The following is a 22,986-nucleotide window of genomic DNA, read 5'->3' as shown; positions in this document are numbered from 1 at the left end:
CCTACCTAACCTTTAAATTAAAATCATAAAGTAGATTTTAAGTTCATGTTATTTATTGATTTTAAATTTAATTAGAAATTGAGCTATCAATTACAAGGGTTAAAAGAGTTAGTGTTTTAAAAATGAAATAATTTAGGCAAGAGAAACCGATGATGTTGTACGCACTTAATAAATGGCATTATTGGTTAACCAATTTTTTTCAGTCAAGAAGCGTTATTAGAAAGCGAACTGTGTTGAGTACTATTTATTAGCGTTATTGAAAATATAAAATTGAAGAATTTAGGGATCAAAAAAAGGCGGTAAAACCGCCTTTTTAATGAGATTTAATGTTTAACTATTATTACAGCTTGTAGCTTAAACCTAAGAATAAGCGTGGGCCGTAGTCATTCACTTCACCTAAGTTTCCTTCAACAAAGAAATCTTGTGATTTAGGTGCGCTGAACAAGTTAATTGCTTCTGCTTTAACTCTAAAGTGCTCATCAATTTTGTATGATGCGCGCATTTCCCATACGCCTACAGAATCAACATAACGAAGTCGAGTACCATTTGTAGTATATGGTTGGAAATACTCACTACGATATTTGTAAATAACGGCAGTATCAAACCCACCAATTTGGTAGTACAGCTGGCTGCTAAATACATGCTTTGAGAAGCCAGGTACTGAAGCTGACTCAACAATACCGTCAGTTAATTGTGTAGTATTACCGTCTACATCAGTAACAAACGTATCGCCGTATAAGCTATCTTGGAACTCAAAGTCAGTGTCTGCATAGTTGTAACCAAATTTCATACCGATGCCATTATCCCAGTGGTAAGAAAATGAAGCTTCAAGACCTAATATTTCACTGTCCTCGTCTGACGTAACAGAGTTGGTGATTGGTAGTGAAACTGTTTCACCGGCAACAGTAAAATCTTCAATTACGGTTTGTTGTTGAAAACCGCCATTGAACTGTTTGTAGTATAAGCTTAACGCTAAGATTGAATCTTCGTTAGGGTACCATTCAAACGCAGCGTCGTAGTTCCAAGACATAAGTGGTTGAGTGTCTGGATTACCAGAACCATTTACACCCACTAATAAATCGCTGATTGATGTTGCTGTACCTTCTGTATCTTCTTGGAATGTACGGCTATAACCTAAATTAGATGGATTTGCGCGAGACATACCACGGTATATACCTGCTCGGAATAAAATATCTTCGCTGTAATCAATAACTAGGTTAAAGCTTGGTAAATACTTAGTGTAATCGCCACCACTTTTTATTTTATCCAGTGAACCGTTATCAGACTCAACTAGAGACAGTACACCGGTATCACTTGTTACAACATCAAAGCTATTTCTAAAACCAATCGAAGTTACATCTGTGTCTACAATACGAAGACCAAAGTTACCGCGAATGAATTTGCCAAACATTTCAGTATCGTAGTTAGCCATTAAGTACACTGATGTTGTTTTTTCTGTTACATCAATTGTACCTGCATTTTCATATTCCACTTCTGGGTAAGCAAACACACCATCAGCGTTAGAACCAGCTACAGCTTGTGAGAAACATACGTTGTCGTATGTAGCCCATGATGAACCTGTACCGCTAGCTACAACGTTACCGTCACTATCAATATTTGTTACGATATCACCATCAGATACACTCGATAAAAAGCCTGATTCAGGGAAATCGATTTGACAACCTTGTAATACGTCAAGCGCTTCAGTACCAGAGTCTAGTGTAAATTCGTTTCTTGAACCGTTACCTTGGCTACCACCATACTGTAGGAAGGTCATTTCAGATGTTCTAATACCACCTTGAATACTTGTAAAAACGTTGCCATCTAGCGCATAGTCAAAATCTAGTCGCGCTGATATAACTTCGTTTTCACGAACATTTTCACGGTCAAGTCGTGTTCTTAGGCTATCTGTAAAGTTTGAAATATCTGTTACGTCAAAATCTGTCAGTGTGAAATGAGGAATTTCATCGCCCATATCCCAAGAAAAGAAATTGCGACCTGATGTTCTACCACGGTTAGATATTTGAAGTTCTTCACGTTCAGTTTTTGAATACGCTAAATCTAAGTCAACAGTTAATCTATCGGTAACTGTATGTTCTATATTTATGCCGTAACCTTGGTAGTTTTCTTCACGAGAAAATTGCTCACCCGCTGATTCAATACGCTCTTCACCTTCCCAATGTAAAATACCGCCTACATCGTTAGTTACAAGTGTTGGACCGGTTACACCTGGTGTTGCACGTTTTTGTAAAAAGATTAAATCGTGGCGTGCTTCTTGTTGTGTTCTATCTGAAATTTGTGCATCAAAGTTAACATCCCAATCAGCTGACGGTTGGTATTGCAGTGCAAAAAATACTGCATCACGTTCATCAGATGTCTCGTTTTGGCGAAAGCTTCGGCTACTGCCAGTCCAAGCATACGGAGTACCATCACTTACTGCTTTACCTGTTTCTGGATCGATTTCTGTATCGTAACCTTGGTTGCTACTGCCATTAACTTGGTCTTCACAGTCGCCTGCGCTGCTACGATAAAAACCTTCATTGGTATTAGTCGGATCGTTTAAACACGCCCACAATGAAGAACCTGATGGGCTAGAACTTCTGTATTCAGCCTCTGGTTGACTAATTTCTTGGCGCTGCACACCAAAAGACACACCAACGGCTTGGCCGTTATCAAATTCAAACTGATCAACATAACTAAACGTGCCACGGTAACCCGCGTCACTTTGCAGCGAGTTATCTACATTACCTTCGTCTGGGTTGTAATTTAATTTAACCTCAGCTGATACACGTTGTTTGCCAAAATCAAGTGGAGTTATAGTTTCAAGTGCAATAACACCTGCAACACCACCTTCAATCATTGAGGCATCTTGCGTTTTATATATCGCTACTTTTTTTACAAGTTCAGAAGGGAACTGCGAAAAGTTAACTGAGCGGTCACCACTACCATTAGTCGCTTCACGACCATTAATGTGTGTTGCACTTAAAAATGGACCAAGACCACGGATAGTGATTTCTGTAGCACCACCGTTTTCACGGTGAGATGCAGCACCTGTAATTGATTCTAGTGCTTCGCCGATTGACAGTGCTGGTAAATCACCAATATCTTCAGATGACAGGCCATCAACTACTGTTGTTGCTTCACGTTTAATTGCTATTTGATCTTGTATCGTTCTACGTGTACCTGTAACACTAATTATTTCAACGTCTTCTTCAACTTCTGTCGCTTTTCCCTGATCTTCCTGTGCGCTTGCTGTAAATACGCAAGAACTTGCCATACCTGCGATGACCGCTGTTCTTACCCATTTTGCAACTGGGCGCATTGCAAACTGCCCTGTTGTAGAATTATTGTTATCTCGTGACTTCAACGACATTTGAATTCTCCGCTGGTTGTTGTTGTGTGATTTTAGTGTGTTAGCTTGTTATGCTGATGTATATTTTATGTGACCTTTGATATTAATATACTTAAACCCAGCACGATGATCAACCAATTTGACGTTTTAATATTACCATAAGGGTATACCAATTTTAACTTAACGGCATTACCAGTAGGTCAGGCAGGTTTTTTGCTAGAATATAAACAGCTCTAAACTAGTCGATAAATGGGTAATGTAGGTTGAGAAAAGTGTGGTGATTATTAATAAATAATAAAAAAGCCCCAAATTTGGGGCTTTTAAAAGTTAACTGATTAATTGGTTACTTAATCGTTTTGTATTTTCCATGTAGATCCAACACCGACTTCAGATGATTGAATATAATGAAGACCTTTAGCACCTGCCTCTGCCTGAAGGCCTGCAGGGTCAGTTTCTAATAACGTACTTGCTGCTGTAACGTACTCAAGCACTTCTTTACCGTTATTTGCTGGGTCTTGGTCAATTGCACCATCAGTATCGAATGCGCCATTACCATTTAGTTTTCTAATTTCAACCCAGTCACCGCTTGCATCGCCTGATACTCGACTATCCATATAGCCAAAGTTGTTACTTAGCACCGAACTATCATGATTAATTAAGTCACAGTCATATTCAAAAGCATGGTCACTATCAAGTGTATTTGGGTAAAATAGGCCTTGAGTTGTAGCACTGCTGCTTATTGTATCTGCGTCTGTTTGATCACCTAAACCGTTTGCAATTAAATTTCCATTAAAGTTTATAACAAACGCATTTTTGGTCAGCCCATAGAGAACCGGCGCATTCGCTGCGGTTAACTCATCACAATCACTTGTTGGTGCTTTAGAGCCTATTTCCGTACTAAATACAATAGGTTGCTGTGAGTTCAAAACCGTATTGTTTGTTACATTTAGTGTAAAGTCGCCAGCCGCATCAAGTACAGCTTGGTTACCCGAGTTTGGCACACCGCCATCAGCTTGTGAAAATGGGTTAGCTGTAAATACAATACCGCCCGCTTCTTTATTACCAGAACGAATACCAGCAATGTAGTTGTTACTCACGGTGTGACCAAGTGGTGTAATCAATACCCCAGCAGGTCTATCGCTTGAGCTTGCAATATCTGTAGTACGAATAATAATGTTGTCTGTAACACTATTAAACCCACCATCTTCTAATGAAATACCACCATTAGGATTTATGATTGTATTGCCTTTGATGGTTGCGCCAGAAGTTTGTACACGCATTAAACGACGACCCGTTACAAAGTTTTCTACGCGGTTATACTGAATAGTAAAGTTTGCGTTATCAGCTGCACCACTACCCGTTGTACTACCAGCATTGATTAAGTATAAACTTGATTGATCAAAGTTTGGATTATCACTGTCACTAAATAAATTATATTGAATAACGTGATCAGAGCTTGATGATGATATTTTTATCACAGACCCTTTTTCTGCTACATTTCGATTAGAGAATGTATTTCGCTCAACCAACGCACTTTGACCTTTTATCATCAGCCAATGGTATTCAGAGTTATTGAGTGTCGCTTCTTCTCCATCCATCGTGTTTTGCGAAAAAGTAAAGTTATCCCCTTCTGAGTAAATAACAGCACCTTCTTCGGTTTCACAAAATGCACCCGCTTTAGTATCTATATTCTTAAAGGTAAGCCCTGTTAACCCAGCGCCATCTACTCCAGCAGCTACATGCACACATACTTCACCACTAAGTACAGGAGTTTGACCTTCTACAGCGCGAAGCGTTACTGCACTGGTTAATAAAATTGCGTCCATATCAGCATAAACACCCGTGTTTAAGCCAATAACATCACCGTCAGCTAAACCGCCACTTATAGCACCAAGGAGTGCTTCAGGGTTACTAACTAATTGTGTGTAAACCAATGTATCAAGTGAGTTTGTAACCTCACTCGCAAAGCCATCATTATCTGTATACGTAGCTTTTACTGACATTATTGAGCCAGCGTAATCAGAAGGTGTAAATGTTTTACTATTGCTCCCAGCTATTTCAACGCCATCAGCAGACCAAATATAAGTAACGTTAGCCTCTTCAACGCCGTTGTTATCAGTTATCTCAGCGGTTAACTCGCCAGTTGTTAAATAAGGCACTACGCCTATAATGGCTACGCTACCGGCTTCGTCAACCGCAACAGCAGAAACAGCAATTGTTTCCTCTGATATATTATCCTCGATAAACCCATTATCATCTGTATAAGCAACCTGAACACTTATCTTTTGACCTAAAAGTGATGCATCAACTGTAAAGGTGCTCTCTATTGCGCCATCTATCTCTTGTGCGTCAGCAAGCCATTGATAAGTGATATCTCCTGTCGCCCCATCGGTATCATTAATTTCTGCTGTTAAAGTATTTCCAACAGTTGGCGTGCCGCTAATTGTAACTTCGCCTTCTGAGTTTGTTCGTGCGACAACCTCTGTACCGGCTGAAGTTACAGACTCGTTAAACCCACGGCTATCTTCAAAAGATGCACTAACTGTAATAACTGTACCAAACTGTGCGTCTGTTAACGTGAGCGTTGAAAGTGCTTCATCAGCAATTTCTACGTCATCTGCAAACCATTTATAAGTTACTGTATCGCCATCAAAGCCATTGTCGTCAGCTACATTAGCAGTTAGTTGCGAACCAACTAGTGCGTCACCTGTAATAGTTAAACTTGCAGGAAATGCGATTGCGGCAACATCTGCGGTTGGTTCTGTAATATGCGATTCATTAATACCGCCATCATCTGTATAAAGCCCTTGAACTGTAATTGGTAACCCTATCTGATCGTCAGTCAATGTAAATGAAGCGCTATTTGCACCAGCAATTGCCTCACCATCTGCATACCAGTAGTAAGTCACGTCACCTGAGATACCATCAGGGTCACTAACTTCAGCTGTTAATGTTTGTCCGCTTGTAACAGTTCCACTAAGAGCAATAGAGCCCAAGTTGTTGTCATTGTTGTTTGAGTTTGTGTCACAACCAACGATTGCTGCTGCAATAGCGCATAGCGCAAAATGTTTGAATTTCATGGTGGCTCTATTCTCCAAATTTATAGTTTTAATATTTGGCTATCTATTGTGTGTGTTACCAAATAAATCATGTGTTTATTACCAAATTCATTTAAATTGCAAATAAATTGTTAACCAACTTGGTAATATAACCACAATAAAATAAGTTTTTCCACTATCCCAACCTAATTAAATAACAATAAATAAACACCAAGTTAACCTTGGGCTTTTATTGTTGGTTAAAAATTGAATTCAATTGTGAAAAATAACGTTGAAGATACATAGCCTTATAGTAAAAACTTAGTTTTATATAGGGTTTAGAAGGTAATATTATTAAATATATGTGAAGTATTCTTATTTGAAGACAATAAGAAAAGAAGTGAGTTTGTATAAAGAGGATGATTTACAAAGAGAATTAAAATTAAGGGTAAAACAAGGGGCAATTTTCTTACCCCTTTTTTTGAGTGCTGTTTTATAACATGGCGTTATTATAAAACTCTACAGGCTCATTTGAACCCAAAGCAACAGGCACACGCTGGTGCAAGCTAGTTGGCGCAATATCTAAAATTCGCGTTCCTCTAGAGGTTGCTTTACCACCTGCGTTTTCAACTAAAAGTGCTAACGGGTTTGCTTCATAAAGCAGTCTTATTTTTCCGTTATCGTTACCACTGCGTTTATCTTGTGGATACAAAAATAACCCGCCTCGGCATAAAATACGATGAACGTCGCCTACCATCGCTGCATTCCAACGCATTGAGCTTTTTTCAAAGCTTTCACAGGTGTATAGCAATTTATCAAAATACACTTGTGTTGGTTCGTCCCAGTAACGGTAGTTAGCCATATTAACGGCAAATTCACGGCTTTGTTCTGGCACACTTAACTGCTTGTTTGTCAGTAAGTAACCGCCATGTGTTGAGTCTAACGTATAACAACGCGTAGGACCGCCAGTACTCATTACAACTAATGATGAAGGGCCGTATAACACATAGCCTGCACACACTTGATTTACACCGGGCTGACTAAATTGCTCGTCGCTGTCAAAAGGAACATCATCACGGGCTAAGTAAATAGTAAATATAGTGCCTATTTGCCCATTAACATCAATATTAGAAGAGCCATCTAACGGGTCAAAAGCAACAATAAACTTACCTTCAGGGTGGCCACCTACCGCATGATCTTCTTCCTCTGATGCAACAGATCGTACACTGCTATCATCAAGTAGGATGTCTCTAAGTAGTTGGTTTGCGATTACATCAAGCTTTTTTTGAACTTCACCTTGAACGTTTTCATTCAGAGTTGAGCCTAAAACACCGGCTAATTCACCTTGGCTTACTCGAAAAGCAATTTCTTTACTGGTCGCTAAAATTGTGCGAATAAGTAAAATAAGATCGGTATCTACACCGTCTTCTTTCAATACTGTATTTAATCTTTTCATGCGCTATACCTGTTTACACAATTTAGATCGTCAAAGCATTGCTCTAGCCTTGCAACCATACTTTGCTCTGAATGACGCAACCATACACGAGGGTCATAGTATTTCTTGTTTGGCTTATCATCCCCGTCAGGGTTACCAATTTGCCCTTGTAGGTATGCTTGCTTGTCTTTGTAGTAATCTAAAATACCTGTCCAACACGCCCACTGCGTATCGGTATCAATATTCATCTTCACTACGCCATACGTTAAAGACTCTGCAATTTTACTGTACTCAGAACCACTACCACCATGAAAAACAAAGTTAATTGAGTTGCTTGGTAGATTAAATTTTTCTGATACGTAAGCTTGTGAATCTTTTAAAATAGTTGGCGTAAGAACAACGTTACCCGGTTTATATACACCATGAACATTGCCAAAAGAGGCTGCAATTATAAAGTTAGGGCTAATACGACTTAAGCGTTCGTAAGCAAATGCAACATCTTCAGGCTGAGTATATAAAGCAGAACTATCTAGGTGTGAGTTATCAACACCGTCTTCTTCGCCACCCGTGCAACCAAGCTCAATTTCAAGCGTCATACCTATTTTTGCCATACGCGTTAAGTAACGTTCACAAATTTCGATATTCTCTTCTAAAGGCTCTTCTGACAGATCAATCATATGTGAGCTAAACAATGGTTTGCCAGTCAGTTCAAAGTGTCTTTCACCTTCATCAAGCAAACCATCAATCCAAGGTAGTAGCTTTTTAGCTGCGTGATCAGTGTGAAGCATCACTGCTACTTCATAATGTGCTGCCACTGAATGTACATATCTTGCAGCACTTACCGCCCCAAGCACAGCTGATTGTTGCTCTGGTAAAGATAAGCTTTTACCACAAAAAAATTGTGCTCCACCATTAGAAAGCTGAATAATAACGGGCGAGTTTTTCTTTTTAGCAGCTTCTAGCGTCGCATTAATAGATGTTGTGCTAACAACATTTACCGCTGGCAACGCATATTGATTAGTTCGTGCATGCTCGTACACAGCACTTACTTCGTCGCCAACGATTACGCCTGGTAGTATTGTTGGGGCTAAATAATTCATTTATGAAATCCTTTCTATTTTAAAGCCTGGATACAAGAATCAGTAATTGCTTGCCAATTTTCTTGTTCAACCCATTCTTTCTTCGCTATCCAAGTACCGCCAACGGCGAATACATTATTTAAAGAAAGATAGTCCATTTTGTTACTTTCGCTAACGCCACCTGTAGGACAAAAGCTGACTGCTCTAAATACTGACGACACAGCTGACACAAAAGGAGCGCCACCGGCAAGCGATGCTGGGAATAATTTTTGCTCTTCAAAGCCATATTCAAGCGCCATTAAAATATCACCGGTGTTTGATACACCAGGAAGTACCGGCACATTACATTTAGCAAGTGCTTCAAGTAACGTAGGAGACACCGCTGGGGTTACAATAAAATCAGAACCCGCTTCAAGTGCTTGCTCCAAAATATCGGTATTGATGACTGTTCCCGCACCTACTTTTAGCTCAGGCACCTGTGCTTTAATAGCTTTTAATGCCTCTATAGATGCCTCTGTTCTTAGCACTACTTCAACTAAAGTAAGCCCAGCATTGGCCATAGCTTTCGCTATTTGAACACCTTGCTCTGGAGTATCTGCTTGAATTATAGGTAGCAGTGTTTGTCCTGCCATAAGTTCAGAAAAGCGAGTCATAACGTTGTTCCTTTATAAAAAGTAATGCGGCCGAGGTATGGCGGCCTTTAATGTTTAATTATTTTGTTATACCAATTGCATTAAATTAATGAGCTATTATAGCGACAAGAAAATAGCTCAATAACAAGGCTAAAATTATGATACATAGTTGCTCTATATAAATAATTTTTATCGTAGTTAGTGAATTATTTAATACGCTAAGGTGATCATGTTTTTAATAAAATTGGTATCAGATCCCAGCTTCAGCCATTGCTAGCTGAAATATATCTTTTGGAGCAATAGCACCTGGTTGCTGTATAACAGTCCCTGCCGCTTTTGCAGCAAGTTGTACAGCACTTGAAATTGATTTATCAGATAAACGTGCACCTAAGTAAACACCGTTAAAGGCATCGCCTGCGGATGTCGTATCTACAACATTTGTTACCGGTATTATGGTGTGGCTTTGAAGCGTATCGCCCTCTTTTGTCACTACCGATTCAGGGCCATTTTTAACAACAATTTCTTCAATTTGGTAAGGCTTTAAATATTCAACTACTGCTTCTACGCTATGAACGTCATAAAGTGTTGTTAAATCTTCAACGCCTGGTAGGGTAATATCTGCAAACGTAAAGGCTAAATGATACTGCTCTTTTGTTTCCTCTACACTATTCCACAAACGTGCTCTGTAATTAGGATCAAAAACGATTTTAACCCCAGCATCTTTAAGCTCCTTTACCACTTTCCAAAAGTCTTCACGTGCACTTTCTTCAATTATTGCTAATGAAATCCCTGAAAAGAAAAACATATCACCTTGGCTAAGCTGCTCGAGTGCATCAGCATCTAAAAAATCAACAACCTTTTTAGCTGCAGAATCATTGCGCCAATAAATAAAGCTACGCTCACCATGCTCATCAGTTTCTATGTAGTACATACCAGGTACTTTGGTGTCGTGAGCAAATACAAGTTGCGTATTTATTTGTTCACTTTCAAAGCGTTCTAGCATTTTTTTACTTAAATTATCTTGACCTAAAGCCGTAACAACCGAAGTAGTAACCTGCGGGAAGCAACGTTTTAAATACACTGCAGAATTATAAACATCGCCTGCAAATGATTGGTGCAGTGTTGCCGCGCTCATAGCTCTAAGCTCGACCATGCATTCACCGATAAAGTAAATATTTTTCATCTTGGAAGTTACCCTATGTAGTTAACTGCTATGCACTTATACAAAATATGTTGGCATAGCAGTTATTATCTAGATTATTGAGGCTTTTTAAGAGGTTCTATTTTTGGAATTAAAATCCAAACAGCTGCCATTGCTATGATGGCTAAAGAAGCACCAATTACAAATGCTGGTGTGTAGTTACCATCAGCAGTAAGAAAAGGTACTAGCGATGTAAGACCTACAGCACCAAGCTTTGCCGCCATACCAGAAAAACCTGATAATGTACCCACTGCTTTTTTACCTAACAAATCACTTGGTAGTGTTTGCACGTTACCAATTGCAGTTTGAAAACCAAATAAGATAACAGCCATAATTAGTACCGCTGTTGTTGGTCCGCCTGGATTTGCCATTGCAAGTAGCGCTGGTAACATAATTAAACAACCCAGCGTAATAGTAAGCTTACGTGTTTTATCTGTATTCCAACCTGCTTTGAGTCGGTTTTGAGCCAATAAGCCACCAAACCAAGCACCAAACATAGCGCCAACATAAGGTACCCAACCGTATATACCAATAGATTTAACATCCATACCGTATACTTCATTTAGGTAAATAGGGATCCAAAAAACAAATAACCACCAAATTGGGTCAATTGCGGCAGAGGCAATGATTACACCCCAGCTTTGCTTACGAGAAAGTAACTCAGCAGTTGTAGGGTTATATTCCTCTTCGTCTTCACCAGTTACATCACCGTTGTCATCAACACGTCTTTGACCCGTTAAGATATATTCACGTTCTTCGGCAGTCAGCCAAGGATGTGAGCTAGGCGGTGCTTTAACTAAAATTAACCATGGAACTAACCAAAGGAAACCTAATGCACCAACAAAAACAAACACCATTTGCCAGCTAAAGTAGATAGTTAAATAAGCAATTAAAGGAATAGCAATAATGCCACCAATTGCGGCGCCAGAGTTAAAAATACCCTGTGCTAAAGCACGTTCTTTAGTAGGGAACCATTCTGCGTTACCTTTAGCTGCACCAGGCCAGTTACCGGCTTCTGCTACACCTAAGATTGCGCGAAAAATACTAAGACTAAGTACACCTTGTGCAAATGCATGCGCAACGGTTGCAATAGACCAAACACCTATTGATAGTACAAAACCGAAGCGTGTGCCCACCCAGTCAAATATTTTACCAAAGATTGCCTGACCAAATGCATAAGCAAATACAAACACAATAGAAATATTAGCGTATATTTGTTTGCGTTCTAGCGCTGATTCATCAGGAAATAAATCTTCAACAATGTCCGGCCAAAGCACACTAAGTGCTTGACGGTCGATATAGTTAATAATGGTAGCTAGCGCTATTAGCGCTATAACCCACCAACGTAAGCCTTTAAGTTGCATAATTAATCCTCAAGAAAGTCTTCACGCGCTGGGCTAAAAGTATCAATCAGGATTCCGCCTGTTGGGCAGGTAGCTCCATGATCAGCAAATGGTGGGATTAAGCAGCTATCACCCGGTTTTAAGATTTTAGTTACGCCATCAATGTTAAAGTGAAACTCACCTTCAACAACATACGTTACTTGAGAATGTCTGTGAGCATGGTTATAACCAATAGCCCCTTTCTCAAACCAAATTTTAACAGCCATTAGCTCTTCGTTATAACCTAGCATTTGACGTTTTAGACCATTTCCTAAGTCTTCTATTTCGGTCTCGTTACCAAATGAAAAGTTTGCGCTTTGCTTTTGCATCCTATTTACTCCTGATTATTGTTCATCATATAAACGCCTAATCGGCCATTTAAAGTGAACTCTTTATTTTGATAATTGAATGTGTTTTTAGCTGATGTTTGTGCTTTATTAATTGCCACTAAATATGAGTTGCCTTTAATATCAAGTTCAACAAGTGTTAAATCGCCCTGCTGACTATATTCAAGCTTTGTAACTCGACTAACAGCTTCTAGGGTATATTCTTTACTTGGGTTGTACTCACCATGTGGCTCTAATACAGATATAAACTTATGTTGCTTTTGACCCTCAACACGACGAATAAAACCATTTTCGTTGCGTAAATTAAAGTGAGGGTCATTTGCGCCTATTTGAGTAAACAAGAAAGACTCATCACCTTTTACCAAGCTCGTTTGCGTATAAAAACGACCATTTTCGTTTAGCCACGTTACTTTAGCTAAACCACCTTCAGGTTGCGCTTGAGCTTTAAGCCATAAATGTTGGTAGCCATTTTTAGTACCTAGCGCAGACAGCTGCGTTGCATTTGCTTTTAACTCAAAGCTGGTATCGATAAGCTGACCTTTATAATGTAAAGGCAGGTCAAGCTGATGCGCTTTATTTGCAGCAACATCAAATATATCAAGTGCAACTGTGCTTTGTAGTTCAGGTAAGTTAATAAGTGCAAGCGTACGCTCAAGATCTACGCCTTTATAAGCTGTGCTTATTTCGCCGCTTGAAACCGTGCCGTATTCATTTGTTTCGAAAAAGTTAAGTGTAGGGTAATTACTATTTCCTACTTCAACATTTGCATTAAAATGCGTTGTTTCGTCAACCACTACCGTATTGTGCGCAACAGTGTGTTTTGCGTAAGTTTCGTTTTCAGGTAAATAACGACCGCCGTATTTAGCTTCTACATTTAAAAAACGTGCTGCGCCATAATCAGATACAATTTCATTTCCGTGGTCGTAAAACTGCCATGTTAATTTATCAAAATGACCATGGCCCAAACCTTGTGCAGCAGGTTTAAACAGTAGCGCTTGATCGCCACCTACCTGCGTTCTCATTACAACTAAAGCACCTTGTTTACCGTCATTACCATCACCGAAGGCAACAGATTTAAACGAATAAGGTTTTGCCATGTTGTTATCAAGTGCTTGAGCTACTTTTAGCCCATCACCAGAGAGAATTATTTGGTCTTGTTGCTTAGCAATATCTAAATAACCTGCATCGTTGGTTAAGCCGTACGCTGCCGTTACACCATTTACTAACTCAATGGTATCGATGCCTTTACTTTTTATTGCATCGTTAATTGGGAAGAACAAACCGTTGTAGCTAAGTTGAATCGTCGTATCAATCGCTTTTAATAATATGCCATCGCGATATTCAAATATTTTTCTTTGTGGTTCGTTGTTTTCAATCGCTTTAGCAAACGTTACAAATGGTAATAGTGCAAAGCGTTGATAGTAAGGACCTTCGTTATAGTAACCTTGTGGTGAAAACAGCATCTCTAGCTGCTTAATAAAGCCACCCTTACCCGATTTTTCTAAATCGTATAATGATTTTTCTACCCACTCAGGTTCGCCTAATACATACCCAGCCATGCCAACACCCGCTGTTGCCCATGTTCCATGGTTATGTACTTTATTAAATGTAGACGGTTGGCCTACAGATGTGAACAACGAAACAGGACGGAGTAAGTCATTCTCGATTGTTTTAATATTATCGGCATTTAACGAGTCATGAATTAGATCATAAGCTTGTATTGTGTACACAAGCCACATTGCTTCATTTAGGCTTTGCCAAAAAAACTTACCTGGATTTTGCGAATCCATTTTACGTTTTGGATGCAGACCAAGCGTTGGGTATAATTTTGCGTACTCAAGCAACATATCACGAACATAGTTTGCGTATTTATCATCTTGGCTTAATTGATAAATAATGCCCGCGTTGTACATAAGTTGGTAATTCTTCTTATGGCGCTCATGTGTATAACCACCACCGCCATCTTTTGGAACGGGTACAGTGATAGGCTTTGCAATTTGTTCATCTACTTGCGTTTTTAGCGATTCAAATGCAGTAGCAAACTTTGTGCTACCGTTGCTACTAATTGCTTGGCGCATTTGCTTAACATCATCAGTAGTAATCACTAAGTTTGGGTGCGCTGCATGCGCCTCCAGTGATGTAAGTAATGTAATTGCAGCTACAGCAGCTATTTTAAAACGTGTTTGGCATTTTAATAAGTACATAGTATTTACCCTGCCTTATTTAAAATGTTGTTATTTTTTAATACTGCCGTGTGTGGGCCTTTAACTCTTAACTCTTTAACGCTTGGTGCTTTAGTGGCATCAAATGTATTGCCTGAGATTTCAGTTTTAGGCTCGCCTACTGTGTGCTCTACAACAATAGGAGCAGATTTAACAAATTTATTATCTTTAATATTAGTAACCTGAACACCGTGAACATAAATGCTCGCTTGCTCTTTGTTACGCTTACCAAGGCCAACGTTATTAAGCGTGTTACTTGTCATTTCAAAATGAGGACCAAATGTACTTTCATCAGTACCACCACGGTAAAGCTTAAGTACACCGCCTTCTACATTATTAAATGTATTATTATTTACAATGACGTATTCCGCGTTATAAACACCTAAGTCTTCAATTTCAGTATTTAGACGTAAAATGTCACCTGTTACTGTATTAAAGGTATTACCTGTAACAATAATTTCGTCAGCCATTGCACCTTTACCAGTGATAAAGAAATGGAATGAATGATTAATATCTAAAGCATTTAACTCTGAGTTGGTCATTACAAAGCGGTAATTATCAACCATACCCCATTTTTGCGTACGAACAATGCTGTTACCTATTGCATCTGGCGCGTTTTCACCTGAAATTGATAAACCATCTAGTTTTAAGCTGCCGCCATCATGTATTTCAAACAAGGTAGAGCGTTGAAAAGTAAGTTTAGACTTTGTGTTCTGCTTTGCTTTAATTGTCAACGTTTTATCAATTTTAACCAGTTTAGACACATCATACTGGCCAGGCGCTAGTTCTAGAACATCGCCCGACTCTGCATTATCAATAGCATCTAGTAATGCACTTACATCAGCTTTAACAGAATGTGTCTTACCAGAATCAAAATCAACTAAAGCAGGTACTTTTGCATACCAACTAACACCGGTATCTTCTTTTTTAAGTACTTTTAAATCGCGCTTTGCACCTACATTTAAACTTTTAGAGGTTGGGTAAAGTAGACCATTACTTGCTTTTTCAAGCGTGATTTTTTCTTTTTTTACACCGTACGTTAGCTCAGAAAGCACTTTTGTATCTGCAATGTTGTTACTTAATACTAACCCACTTACATCGTCGAATGTTGTAAATGGCTGTTCACCATCTTGGTTTATGATTAAGTTGTTTTTCATTACGCTATTTTTTGGGGCTGCGCTACGCTCAGCATCGCTACCTGCAGCAAGTTGAATATGACGCACATTTATAAATGTGTTGTTTTCAATCGTCGCATTTTCTACTTGGTGATAACGATTAATAGATGAATTTGGTACGCCGTTCATTACAGTAAAACCACTGCCAAAACGATAGCCTGTTAGGCCTTGTAGGTAGTTATTTCTTACAATTTGATCTTTATTGATAACGCGGATACCACCTGTGTGATCAACACCATTACCAATGAAGATATTTTCTTCTATAAGATTGCCGTTACCATGGCGCAGCGTTAATGTACCGCGCGCTTCATAAAATACGTTATTACGAAGGATGTTTTTACCTGACTTAACCGAAACAATTTCTACTTCACCATTGGTACGTTCAAAGTAATTATTTTCAACCAATGTATGCGAATCAGTTAGTGAGTAATGGCTTGTGCCAATACGCAGGGTTTCACCACCGTTAGAACCAAAAGTTGGACGGTAGCCAAAATAGTTGTTATCTATACGATGATAGTTTTCCTGGCTTGCTTTGGTGTTTAAACGAACAGCAACTGTCACACCTTTATTTCGTTTGCCAACTAAATGACTATGATCAAAGCGGTTATGTTGTCCATATAAGGCAACCCAATAATCAGACTCTCGCTTGTCTGGATTACTGTAATTATCGATTACTGTTTGAGTAACTCGTGAATTGTAGGCTAATTCATTTTTATTTTTACGAAATTCTATTACAGCTGAGCTCGGTGTGTAGCCGTCTTTAAATACTAAACCAGAAGCTTCAAGGTATTTACCTGCAAGTCTTAGATTAGATTGACCTGATAGAATTACTTTTCCGTTAGTTTCAGCGGTTAATATAATAGGAGAGTTTTTTGTACCTTGGCCTTCAAGTAAAATTTCGAAGTCAGACCAAGTACCATTTTTAAGTACTACTTTGTCGCCAGCAACTAGATTAGCTGCGATATCATTAAAAGCTTGTTTATTTTCTATAAAATAATCTTTGGCCGCTACTTGTGTGGATATGCAACCGATGAGAACTAGACTAAGCTTTATTGTATTAATCAAACGCATAGTTAACTCTTTTTCGTTGTGACTGAAAGTAGTGCTTCATCAGAATTAAAAAAAGCTGACATTGCACAAAGACTTTAGTCAATTGGTGTCATGTGTGTTAAAGCGCTTTAAGTTAAAGCTCAAAGCGCTCAATAAGGTCGAGAAGTATTACTTTTCTAACTTTTTGAAGTAATCAAAAATTTCAGGAACGTTACCTTGACCCATACCAGCGTCAAACGCTGCTTGTAGGTTAGCTGATGAACCTTCAGCGATTTTTGATTCAGTACCTAGGTCTTCTACCATTTGTAGGAAGTAGCCTAAATCTTTGTTTGCATTAGCAATCGAGAAACCAAGGTCGCTAACATTATCAACTGCATAGTTTTTACAAAATTGCATAAATGGTGAGTTAGATGGGCCAGTCGACATAATGTCGAAAAGTTGTTGACGGTCAACACCAGCAAGCTCTGCCACTGCAAATGCTTGTGACATAGCACATACTGTCGTCATGCCCATGAAGTTGTTGATAAGCTTAGTTGTATGACCTGCACCTAGCTCGCCAAGATGGAAAACGTTTTCACCTTGATCTTCCAGTACTGGTTTAACTTTATTGAATGTATCAATATCGCCTGCAGCCATAATGTTTAAAAGACCGTCTTTAGCATGTGCTGGTGTACGACCTAGTGGCGCGTCGATCATGCCTGCGCCTTTAGCTGCTAAATCAGCACCAATTTTTTTAGTAGATGATGGGATAGAAGTACCAAAATCAACTAATACTGCACCTTCTTTAATACCCGCTAGGATACCGTCTTCTGCGTAAACAATTTTTTCTACAACGGCAGACGTTGTAAGACAAAACATAACAATATCTGAACCTTCAGCTAGCTCTTTTGCAGTGCTTGCTGTTTTTGCGCCTCTAGCAACACATGCTGCAACCGCATCTTTGCTAAGGTCCATAACAATTAGCTCATAGCCTTTGTTTTGTAAATTTTCGGCCATGTTGCCGCCCATTAAGCCTAAGCCGATGAAACCGATGACTGGTTTTGACATGAATAACTCCTAAATATGTGGCGCATACTTTTATAAGAACAAGTAAAATTTACTCTATAAATACGCTGTGTCTTTTGTTTCAATTTGTAGAGTAACTTTAAGCTTGAGTTATTTATAAATTAACCTGTGCAAAACGTAACTCTGATTAATTACCAATACATTGTACTCACTCAAACCAAGCAACTTACCAATTGGTATGCAAAAACTGTATTACCATACGACTTTTTTGTCAACCAATAAGTTAACCAAGCAAACGCCACATTTTTAAAAATCACACAAAAATTAATTTAATTTCCTATTAAAACAAATGGTTATATACCAACAGTACAATTAAGCAAAGGTTAACTTTTGTTGAACAATCAGTAACTTTTTTTATACTAATAGGTTGACCAATAATTGAGTACTGGTTATTTAAACATCCAAAATTTAATAAAATGATTCATTAATTGGTAATTTATAAAGGTCGAACTCAAACTGTTTTAAGCCCACTCTCATATTAAGGTTGTGATTTATATGTAATGCCTACATATATGGCTAATACATATAACCCCCCTAAAACGCGCTTGATAATAGCGCTTAGTTAAAAATACTCTTAACTTTGAATAAATAACTAAAGGAACTAAAAATGCGTTTATTACATACTATGCTTCGTGTAGCGGATTTGGATAAATCAATTGCTTTTTATACTGAAATATTAGGTATGAAAGAATTACGCAGAGCTGATAACAGTGAATACAGATACACTCTTGCCTTTGTTGGATATGGCGACGAAGCAGATAACACAGTATTAGAGCTAACTTATAACTGGGACGAGGATAGCTACGACCTAGGTAATGGATATGGTCATATTGCTATTGAGTTTGATGATATTTACAAAGCATGTGCAGATATTAAAGCTGCTGGTGGCAATGTAAGCCGTGAACCAGGGCCTGTAAAAGGCGGTACTACTGAAATTGCTTTTGTAAAAGACCCAGATGGCTATGCAATTGAGTTAATTCAGAAAAAAGAAGACATGAGTAAATTTTAAATTACTTAACAACTAATTCAAGTTATAACAATTTGCTTAATGCCAATCTGCTTATATATGGGGTCTATTTAACGTTAAAAAAATTACGCTAGAACTAGGCAAAATTTTTGTATCTAGTTGTTCTAAATAAAAAATTTTTATCGACGTAATAGTGCAATTTAATTCGTTAAATTGATCAAAGATTTATGCTGGTTGGTATAACTATGGAGAGGTTTAATTTTATATATAGTTCAAATGGTTATGCAGATTGGTATTAAATAAAAGGTGCTTTGCAGCACCTTTTTTTAACGCAACTGACTATCTTTACTACCACGCCTATTAAACGATTTAGCGCTGGCACCATTGCCTTCTATTTCAGCTTGGCATGCAACACAGTATCGAACTCCTGGTAGCGCGAGCCTTCGTGCTTGTGGGATTTTTTCATCGCACTCGTCACATAGCTCAGCACTTGCACCAGATATTAAATTGCTTCTTGCATACTGTACGGCGTCGTTAACACTTGCATCAATTTGATCTTGAATTGCACCGTCTCGTGCCCATCCACTTGCCATAAATCCTCCTAATAAAGTTGGATGTTTAAATTTATGCTACCAAATTGAATCTTTATAAGTACTGAATAATAAAGCTAGGAATGGGGTGTTATTTGAAGGCTTCAACTATAAAACTATATTTTATATCTAAAGAAAGACGCTGTAGTTGCTCCCTGTAATCTACTTTCAAAAAGATCAACACTCTAAAATCAGGCAAAAAAAAGCAGCTAAAAAAGCTGCTTTATAATTCCAATTATTTAAATATTAAAGGCTGTAATCAACAACCTTCATGCCTAATTTTTCAAGCTCTGGGCGAAGTGTTTTAGCATCACCCACTACTAAATAAATCATATCTTTAGTGTTTAAGTGTTTTTTAGCTAAGGCGTTAACTTCTTCTTTGCTAATATTGCTAACAATCTCATTTCTTTCTTTTACAAAGCTAGGTTTTAAATCGAACTCTAATATTTGTGCTAAAAAGCCAAGTTTTGCATTAGGCGTTTCGTATTTAAGCGCATCTTTTTGATTGATAGCTTTACGCATAAACATAAGCTCTTCATCCGTGACACCGTTTTGAGCATAGTTATTAAGCTCATTAGTAAACTCTGTAATAGACGCTGCAGTAGAGTCGGCTCTCACCGCTGCAGAAGCTGTAAAGCCGCCTGATGTTTTATCACCCCAAAAACGAGAGCGAGCACCGTAAGTGTAGCCTTTATCTTCTCGTAAATTTAGATTGATACGGCTGTTAAACGTGCCACCAAATGCAAAGTTCATTAAGTTAGCTTTAAAAAACTCACCAGTAATGTCTTCAACCATATCGCGTTTACCAATACGAATTTCTGATTGAGGGGCATCTGGTTTATCTACAAGATAAATGACATTAGTTTCTACTTTAGGTTCACTGAAATCAACAGTAACTGGGCTCGATTTACCTTGCCAGTTTGCAAGTGTAGCTTTAACCTTTGGCTCAATTGTTGACTCTTTTAAATCAGAAACAATAATGACTTGCGCGCCTTGTGGTTTAAAGTTTGCGTTATAAAAAGCTTTAACGTCATCTAATGTAATAGCCTCAATACTATTAAGCGTTCCAGTACTTGGAAGTGCAGCTATATTGTCGCCATATAGTAATTTGCTGTATGTATTAGATGCTAAATACCCTGCATCCTTCATTGAATGTTGAATATTTTGAATGATTTGCTTTTTATTACGCTCAAAGTCATCGGCATTAAATGCTGGTTTAAATAATTTCTCTTCAACAAGCTTTAGCGTTGCATCTACATTTTTAGTTAAGCTAGAAACATACACATTTGTATGTGTTTTGTCTGAGTAGATACTTACCTGGCTACCCAGTTTTTCAAGCGCGTTACTCATTTGCTCTGTAGTGTAGTTTTGCGTTGACTCGCTCATTAACGATGCAGTCATTGACGATAAACCCACTTTACTAGCTTGCTCATTATACAAGCCACCCGGAACTTTAATGAAAATAGCGGTGGTTGGCGTTTCTGTACTTTGCGTACCTAATATTTTAATACCGTTTTCGGTCTTAGTTTGCCAAAGAGAAGGAACATCAACAGCAGGATTTGCGCCGGCTACAGGGTGAATACTTCGATCAAATGTATCAACAGCTCTTCGTGCTACTAAATCATCAGCTGAAGTTGTAGATGGACCTCCAAAATCATGCGCTTTAGGCGTAAAGTTATCTGGGGCAGCTATAAGTTGAGTTTGACCTTCTGGCACAACACTCATAATAACGGCAGATTTACCTTTGATATATTGATTAAAAACACGCATAACATCAGCTTTTGTAACTTTGTTATAACGTGCAATCTCATCTTTAGCTGAGTTTGGGTTACCTGTAAACGTTTCAGATGCGGCTAGTTGAGAGACTTTTCCTGATACGCTTTGCAGACCAAAAATTGCACCTGACTCTATTTTAGCTTTTACTTTATCTAAATCATCTTGTGTAACGCCACGCTCTTCAAATTCAACAAATGAATCACGAATGATTTTTTCCATATCAGCTAACGTTTTCCCTGCTGTAGGATTTGGTAAAGCATAAAGACTAATTGAACACGCTAACTCTTGGCATGGATGATTTGCACTTGCTTGAACAGCAAGTTGAGTTTTAACTAGGTTTTTGTATAGTAGTGAATTATTACCTCCACCTAATATTTCAGCAAGTATATCAAGAGGTGCTTCATCTTCAGAGCGAGCATAAGTCGTTGGGAAACTCATACTTAATAAAGGTAAGTGAACCTTATCTTCCATTGAAATATATCTATCAGCATCTAGTATTACAGCTGTTTTTTCAACTTTAGGTATTTCAGGACCTTTTGGGATTGGTGCAAAGTATTTAGTAACTAATGGCAGTATTTCATTAGCGTTGATGTCACCACCAATGGTAAGCGTTGCATTATTTGGTCCGTACCATTTTAAAAAGAATGCTTTTAAATCATTTACATTTACGCGATTTAAATCGTCCATAAAACCAATTACAGGCCATGAATATGGATGGCCGTCTGGATACATCGCTTGAGCAACACGTTCACCTAAGCGACCATAGGGGCGATTATCAACACGTTGGCCGCGCTCGTTTTTTACTGTTTCGCGTTGTACCTCAAATTTTTCTTGGGTTACAGCATCGAGTAAAAAGCCCATTCGATCAGCTTCTAGCCACAACATTTTTTCTAATTGATTTACAGGTACTGTTTCAAAATAATTTGTTCTATCTGAGTTAGTTGTACCATTTAAAGTACCGCCTGCTTCAGATATTATTTTAAAATGTTCCTCATCAGCAACATTCTCTGAACCTTGAAACATCATATGCTCAAAAAAGTGAGCAAAGCCTGACTTACCCAACTCTTCGCGAGCAGAACCAACGTGGTATGTTACATCAACGTGTACTAAGGGATCTGAATGATCCTCATGCACAATTACAGTTAAACCGTTATCTAGTTTATATTTTTTATACGGTATGTTGATTTCACCTGCATTAGATTTCACTGATTCAATAAGTGTAACGCCAGGAATTGATGTTTCTGTAACAATATTTTTATCAATAGCTTGAGTTGAGCTATTACATGCAGCCAACCCTGATGCAAGTAAAACAGCAAGTGCAATTTTTGTGAGTTTCATTTTTTAGTCCATATTTAAATTAACTCAATGAGTTTAAAGACTAATTAAAAGTACAACAAGGAATATGGAGCGATTATGGGTTTGGTTTTGTAACAAAGTGTAAATAGAATGATATAAAAATGAAGTATAAAATGAGGGTATTAATTTGTGGTTTTATTCTAATAACACTGCACTTTCCTATCTAAGTAGTAAATGACATATCTAAGAGATTGGTACTCTTGATAACGTCGTGCATAGAGAGTGCGGTGTCACACTGCTTTACACAATACTTAAAATAGTAAGTGGCGTCCCCAAGGGGATTCGAACCCCTGTTACCGCCGTGAAAGGGCGGTGTCCT

General features: G+C 38.3%; 14 protein-coding genes. 1 reads left to right on the top strand and 13 read right to left on the bottom strand.

The features are described 5' to 3' along the window. Window positions 1–340: 340 nt before the first annotated feature. The 11 genes from H5126_RS02360 to H5126_RS02310 form a co-directional block, all read right to left on the bottom strand. Window positions 341–3,373 (bottom strand): TonB-dependent receptor, encoded by a 3,033-nt coding sequence (locus tag H5126_RS02360; RefSeq protein ID WP_182720601.1) that lies wholly within the window; start codon window positions 3,371–3,373, stop codon window positions 341–343. Between the two features lie 326 nt (window positions 3,374–3,699). Further along, entirely contained in the window at window positions 3,700–6,432 is a 2,733-nt protein-coding gene (locus H5126_RS02355) for a poly(beta-D-mannuronate) lyase (RefSeq protein WP_182720600.1), read from the bottom strand. Between the two features lie 451 nt (window positions 6,433–6,883). Next, window positions 6,884–7,846: a class 1 fructose-bisphosphatase gene (locus H5126_RS02350; RefSeq protein WP_182720599.1), complete on the bottom strand. Its 963-nt coding sequence runs from the start codon at window positions 7,844–7,846 to the stop codon at window positions 6,884–6,886. Next, window positions 7,843–8,925, bottom strand: a complete 1,083-nt coding sequence (fbaA, locus tag H5126_RS02345) for a class II fructose-bisphosphate aldolase (RefSeq protein WP_039489411.1) — start codon at window positions 8,923–8,925, stop codon at window positions 7,843–7,845. Before fbaA ends, H5126_RS02350 begins: the two co-directional genes overlap by 4 nt. Window positions 8,926–8,939: 14 nt before the next feature. Further along, window positions 8,940–9,557: a bifunctional 4-hydroxy-2-oxoglutarate aldolase/2-dehydro-3-deoxy-phosphogluconate aldolase gene (gene eda / locus H5126_RS02340; RefSeq protein ID WP_058154918.1), complete on the bottom strand. Its 618-nt coding sequence runs from the start codon at window positions 9,555–9,557 to the stop codon at window positions 8,940–8,942. Window positions 9,558–9,786: 229 nt separating this feature from the next. Beyond that, window positions 9,787–10,719 (bottom strand): sugar kinase, encoded by a 933-nt coding sequence (locus tag H5126_RS02335; protein WP_182712205.1) that lies wholly within the window; start codon window positions 10,717–10,719, stop codon window positions 9,787–9,789. Between the two features lie 74 nt (window positions 10,720–10,793). Beyond that, window positions 10,794–12,101, bottom strand: coding sequence for an MFS transporter (locus tag H5126_RS02330; protein WP_002962964.1), 1,308 nt, complete (start codon window positions 12,099–12,101; stop codon window positions 10,794–10,796). A gap of 2 nt (window positions 12,102–12,103) precedes the next feature. Then, on the bottom strand, window positions 12,104–12,448 hold the full coding sequence (locus tag H5126_RS02325) for a cupin domain-containing protein (RefSeq protein ID WP_002962963.1): 345 nt from the start codon (window positions 12,446–12,448) through the stop codon (window positions 12,104–12,106). 5 nt (window positions 12,449–12,453) lie between these two features. Then, window positions 12,454–14,670, bottom strand: a complete 2,217-nt coding sequence (locus tag H5126_RS02320) for a heparinase II/III family protein (RefSeq protein ID WP_182720598.1) — start codon at window positions 14,668–14,670, stop codon at window positions 12,454–12,456. 5 nt (window positions 14,671–14,675) lie between these two features. Continuing rightward, entirely contained in the window at window positions 14,676–16,934 is a 2,259-nt protein-coding gene (locus H5126_RS02315) for a polysaccharide lyase 6 family protein (RefSeq protein ID WP_182720597.1), read from the bottom strand. A gap of 147 nt (window positions 16,935–17,081) precedes the next feature. Then, window positions 17,082–17,960: an NAD(P)-dependent oxidoreductase gene (locus tag H5126_RS02310; RefSeq protein WP_002962960.1), complete on the bottom strand. Its 879-nt coding sequence runs from the start codon at window positions 17,958–17,960 to the stop codon at window positions 17,082–17,084. A gap of 625 nt (window positions 17,961–18,585) precedes the next feature. Here H5126_RS02310 and gloA point away from each other — a divergent pair. Beyond that, entirely contained in the window at window positions 18,586–18,987 is a 402-nt protein-coding gene (gene gloA / locus H5126_RS02305; RefSeq protein WP_024594782.1) for a lactoylglutathione lyase, read from the top strand. 284 nt (window positions 18,988–19,271) lie between these two features. Here the strand turns inward: gloA and H5126_RS02300 are convergent, their stop codons facing one another. Then, on the bottom strand, window positions 19,272–19,538 hold the full coding sequence (locus H5126_RS02300; protein ID WP_024605380.1) for a DksA/TraR family C4-type zinc finger protein: 267 nt from the start codon (window positions 19,536–19,538) through the stop codon (window positions 19,272–19,274). A gap of 243 nt (window positions 19,539–19,781) precedes the next feature. Further along, a complete protein-coding gene (locus H5126_RS02295) occupies window positions 19,782–22,649 on the bottom strand; it encodes a pitrilysin family protein (RefSeq protein WP_182720596.1) in 2,868 nt (955 codons plus the stop codon). Window positions 22,650–22,986: the final 337 nt, after the last annotated feature.

The sequence above is a fragment of the Pseudoalteromonas sp. SG45-3 genome (assembly GCF_014164075.1).
Classification (GTDB): Bacteria; Pseudomonadota; Gammaproteobacteria; order Enterobacterales; family Alteromonadaceae; genus Pseudoalteromonas; species Pseudoalteromonas distincta.
This window is presented reverse-complemented; position numbering and strand designations above follow the sequence as displayed.

Coding starts and splice junctions, on each gene's coding strand:
- H5126_RS02360 (WP_182720601.1), bottom strand. CDS start 3,373: ATGTCGTTGAAGTCACGAGATAACAATAATTCTACAACAGGGCAGTTT.
- H5126_RS02355 (WP_182720600.1), bottom strand. CDS start 6,432: ATGAAATTCAAACATTTTGCGCTATGCGCTATTGCAGCAGCAATCGTT.
- H5126_RS02350 (WP_182720599.1), bottom strand. CDS start 7,846: ATGAAAAGATTAAATACAGTATTGAAAGAAGACGGTGTAGATACCGAT.
- fbaA (WP_039489411.1), bottom strand. CDS start 8,925: ATGAATTATTTAGCCCCAACAATACTACCAGGCGTAATCGTTGGCGAC.
- eda (WP_058154918.1), bottom strand. CDS start 9,557: ATGACTCGCTTTTCTGAACTTATGGCAGGACAAACACTGCTACCTATA.
- H5126_RS02335 (WP_182712205.1), bottom strand. CDS start 10,719: ATGAAAAATATTTACTTTATCGGTGAATGCATGGTCGAGCTTAGAGCT.
- H5126_RS02330 (WP_002962964.1), bottom strand. CDS start 12,101: ATGCAACTTAAAGGCTTACGTTGGTGGGTTATAGCGCTAATAGCGCTA.
- H5126_RS02325 (WP_002962963.1), bottom strand. CDS start 12,448: ATGCAAAAGCAAAGCGCAAACTTTTCATTTGGTAACGAGACCGAAATA.
- H5126_RS02320 (WP_182720598.1), bottom strand. CDS start 14,670: ATGTACTTATTAAAATGCCAAACACGTTTTAAAATAGCTGCTGTAGCT.
- H5126_RS02315 (WP_182720597.1), bottom strand. CDS start 16,934: ATGCGTTTGATTAATACAATAAAGCTTAGTCTAGTTCTCATCGGTTGC.
- H5126_RS02310 (WP_002962960.1), bottom strand. CDS start 17,960: ATGTCAAAACCAGTCATCGGTTTCATCGGCTTAGGCTTAATGGGCGGC.
- gloA (WP_024594782.1), top strand. CDS start 18,586: ATGCGTTTATTACATACTATGCTTCGTGTAGCGGATTTGGATAAATCA.
- H5126_RS02300 (WP_024605380.1), bottom strand. CDS start 19,538: ATGGCAAGTGGATGGGCACGAGACGGTGCAATTCAAGATCAAATTGAT.
- H5126_RS02295 (WP_182720596.1), bottom strand. CDS start 22,649: ATGAAACTCACAAAAATTGCACTTGCTGTTTTACTTGCATCAGGGTTG.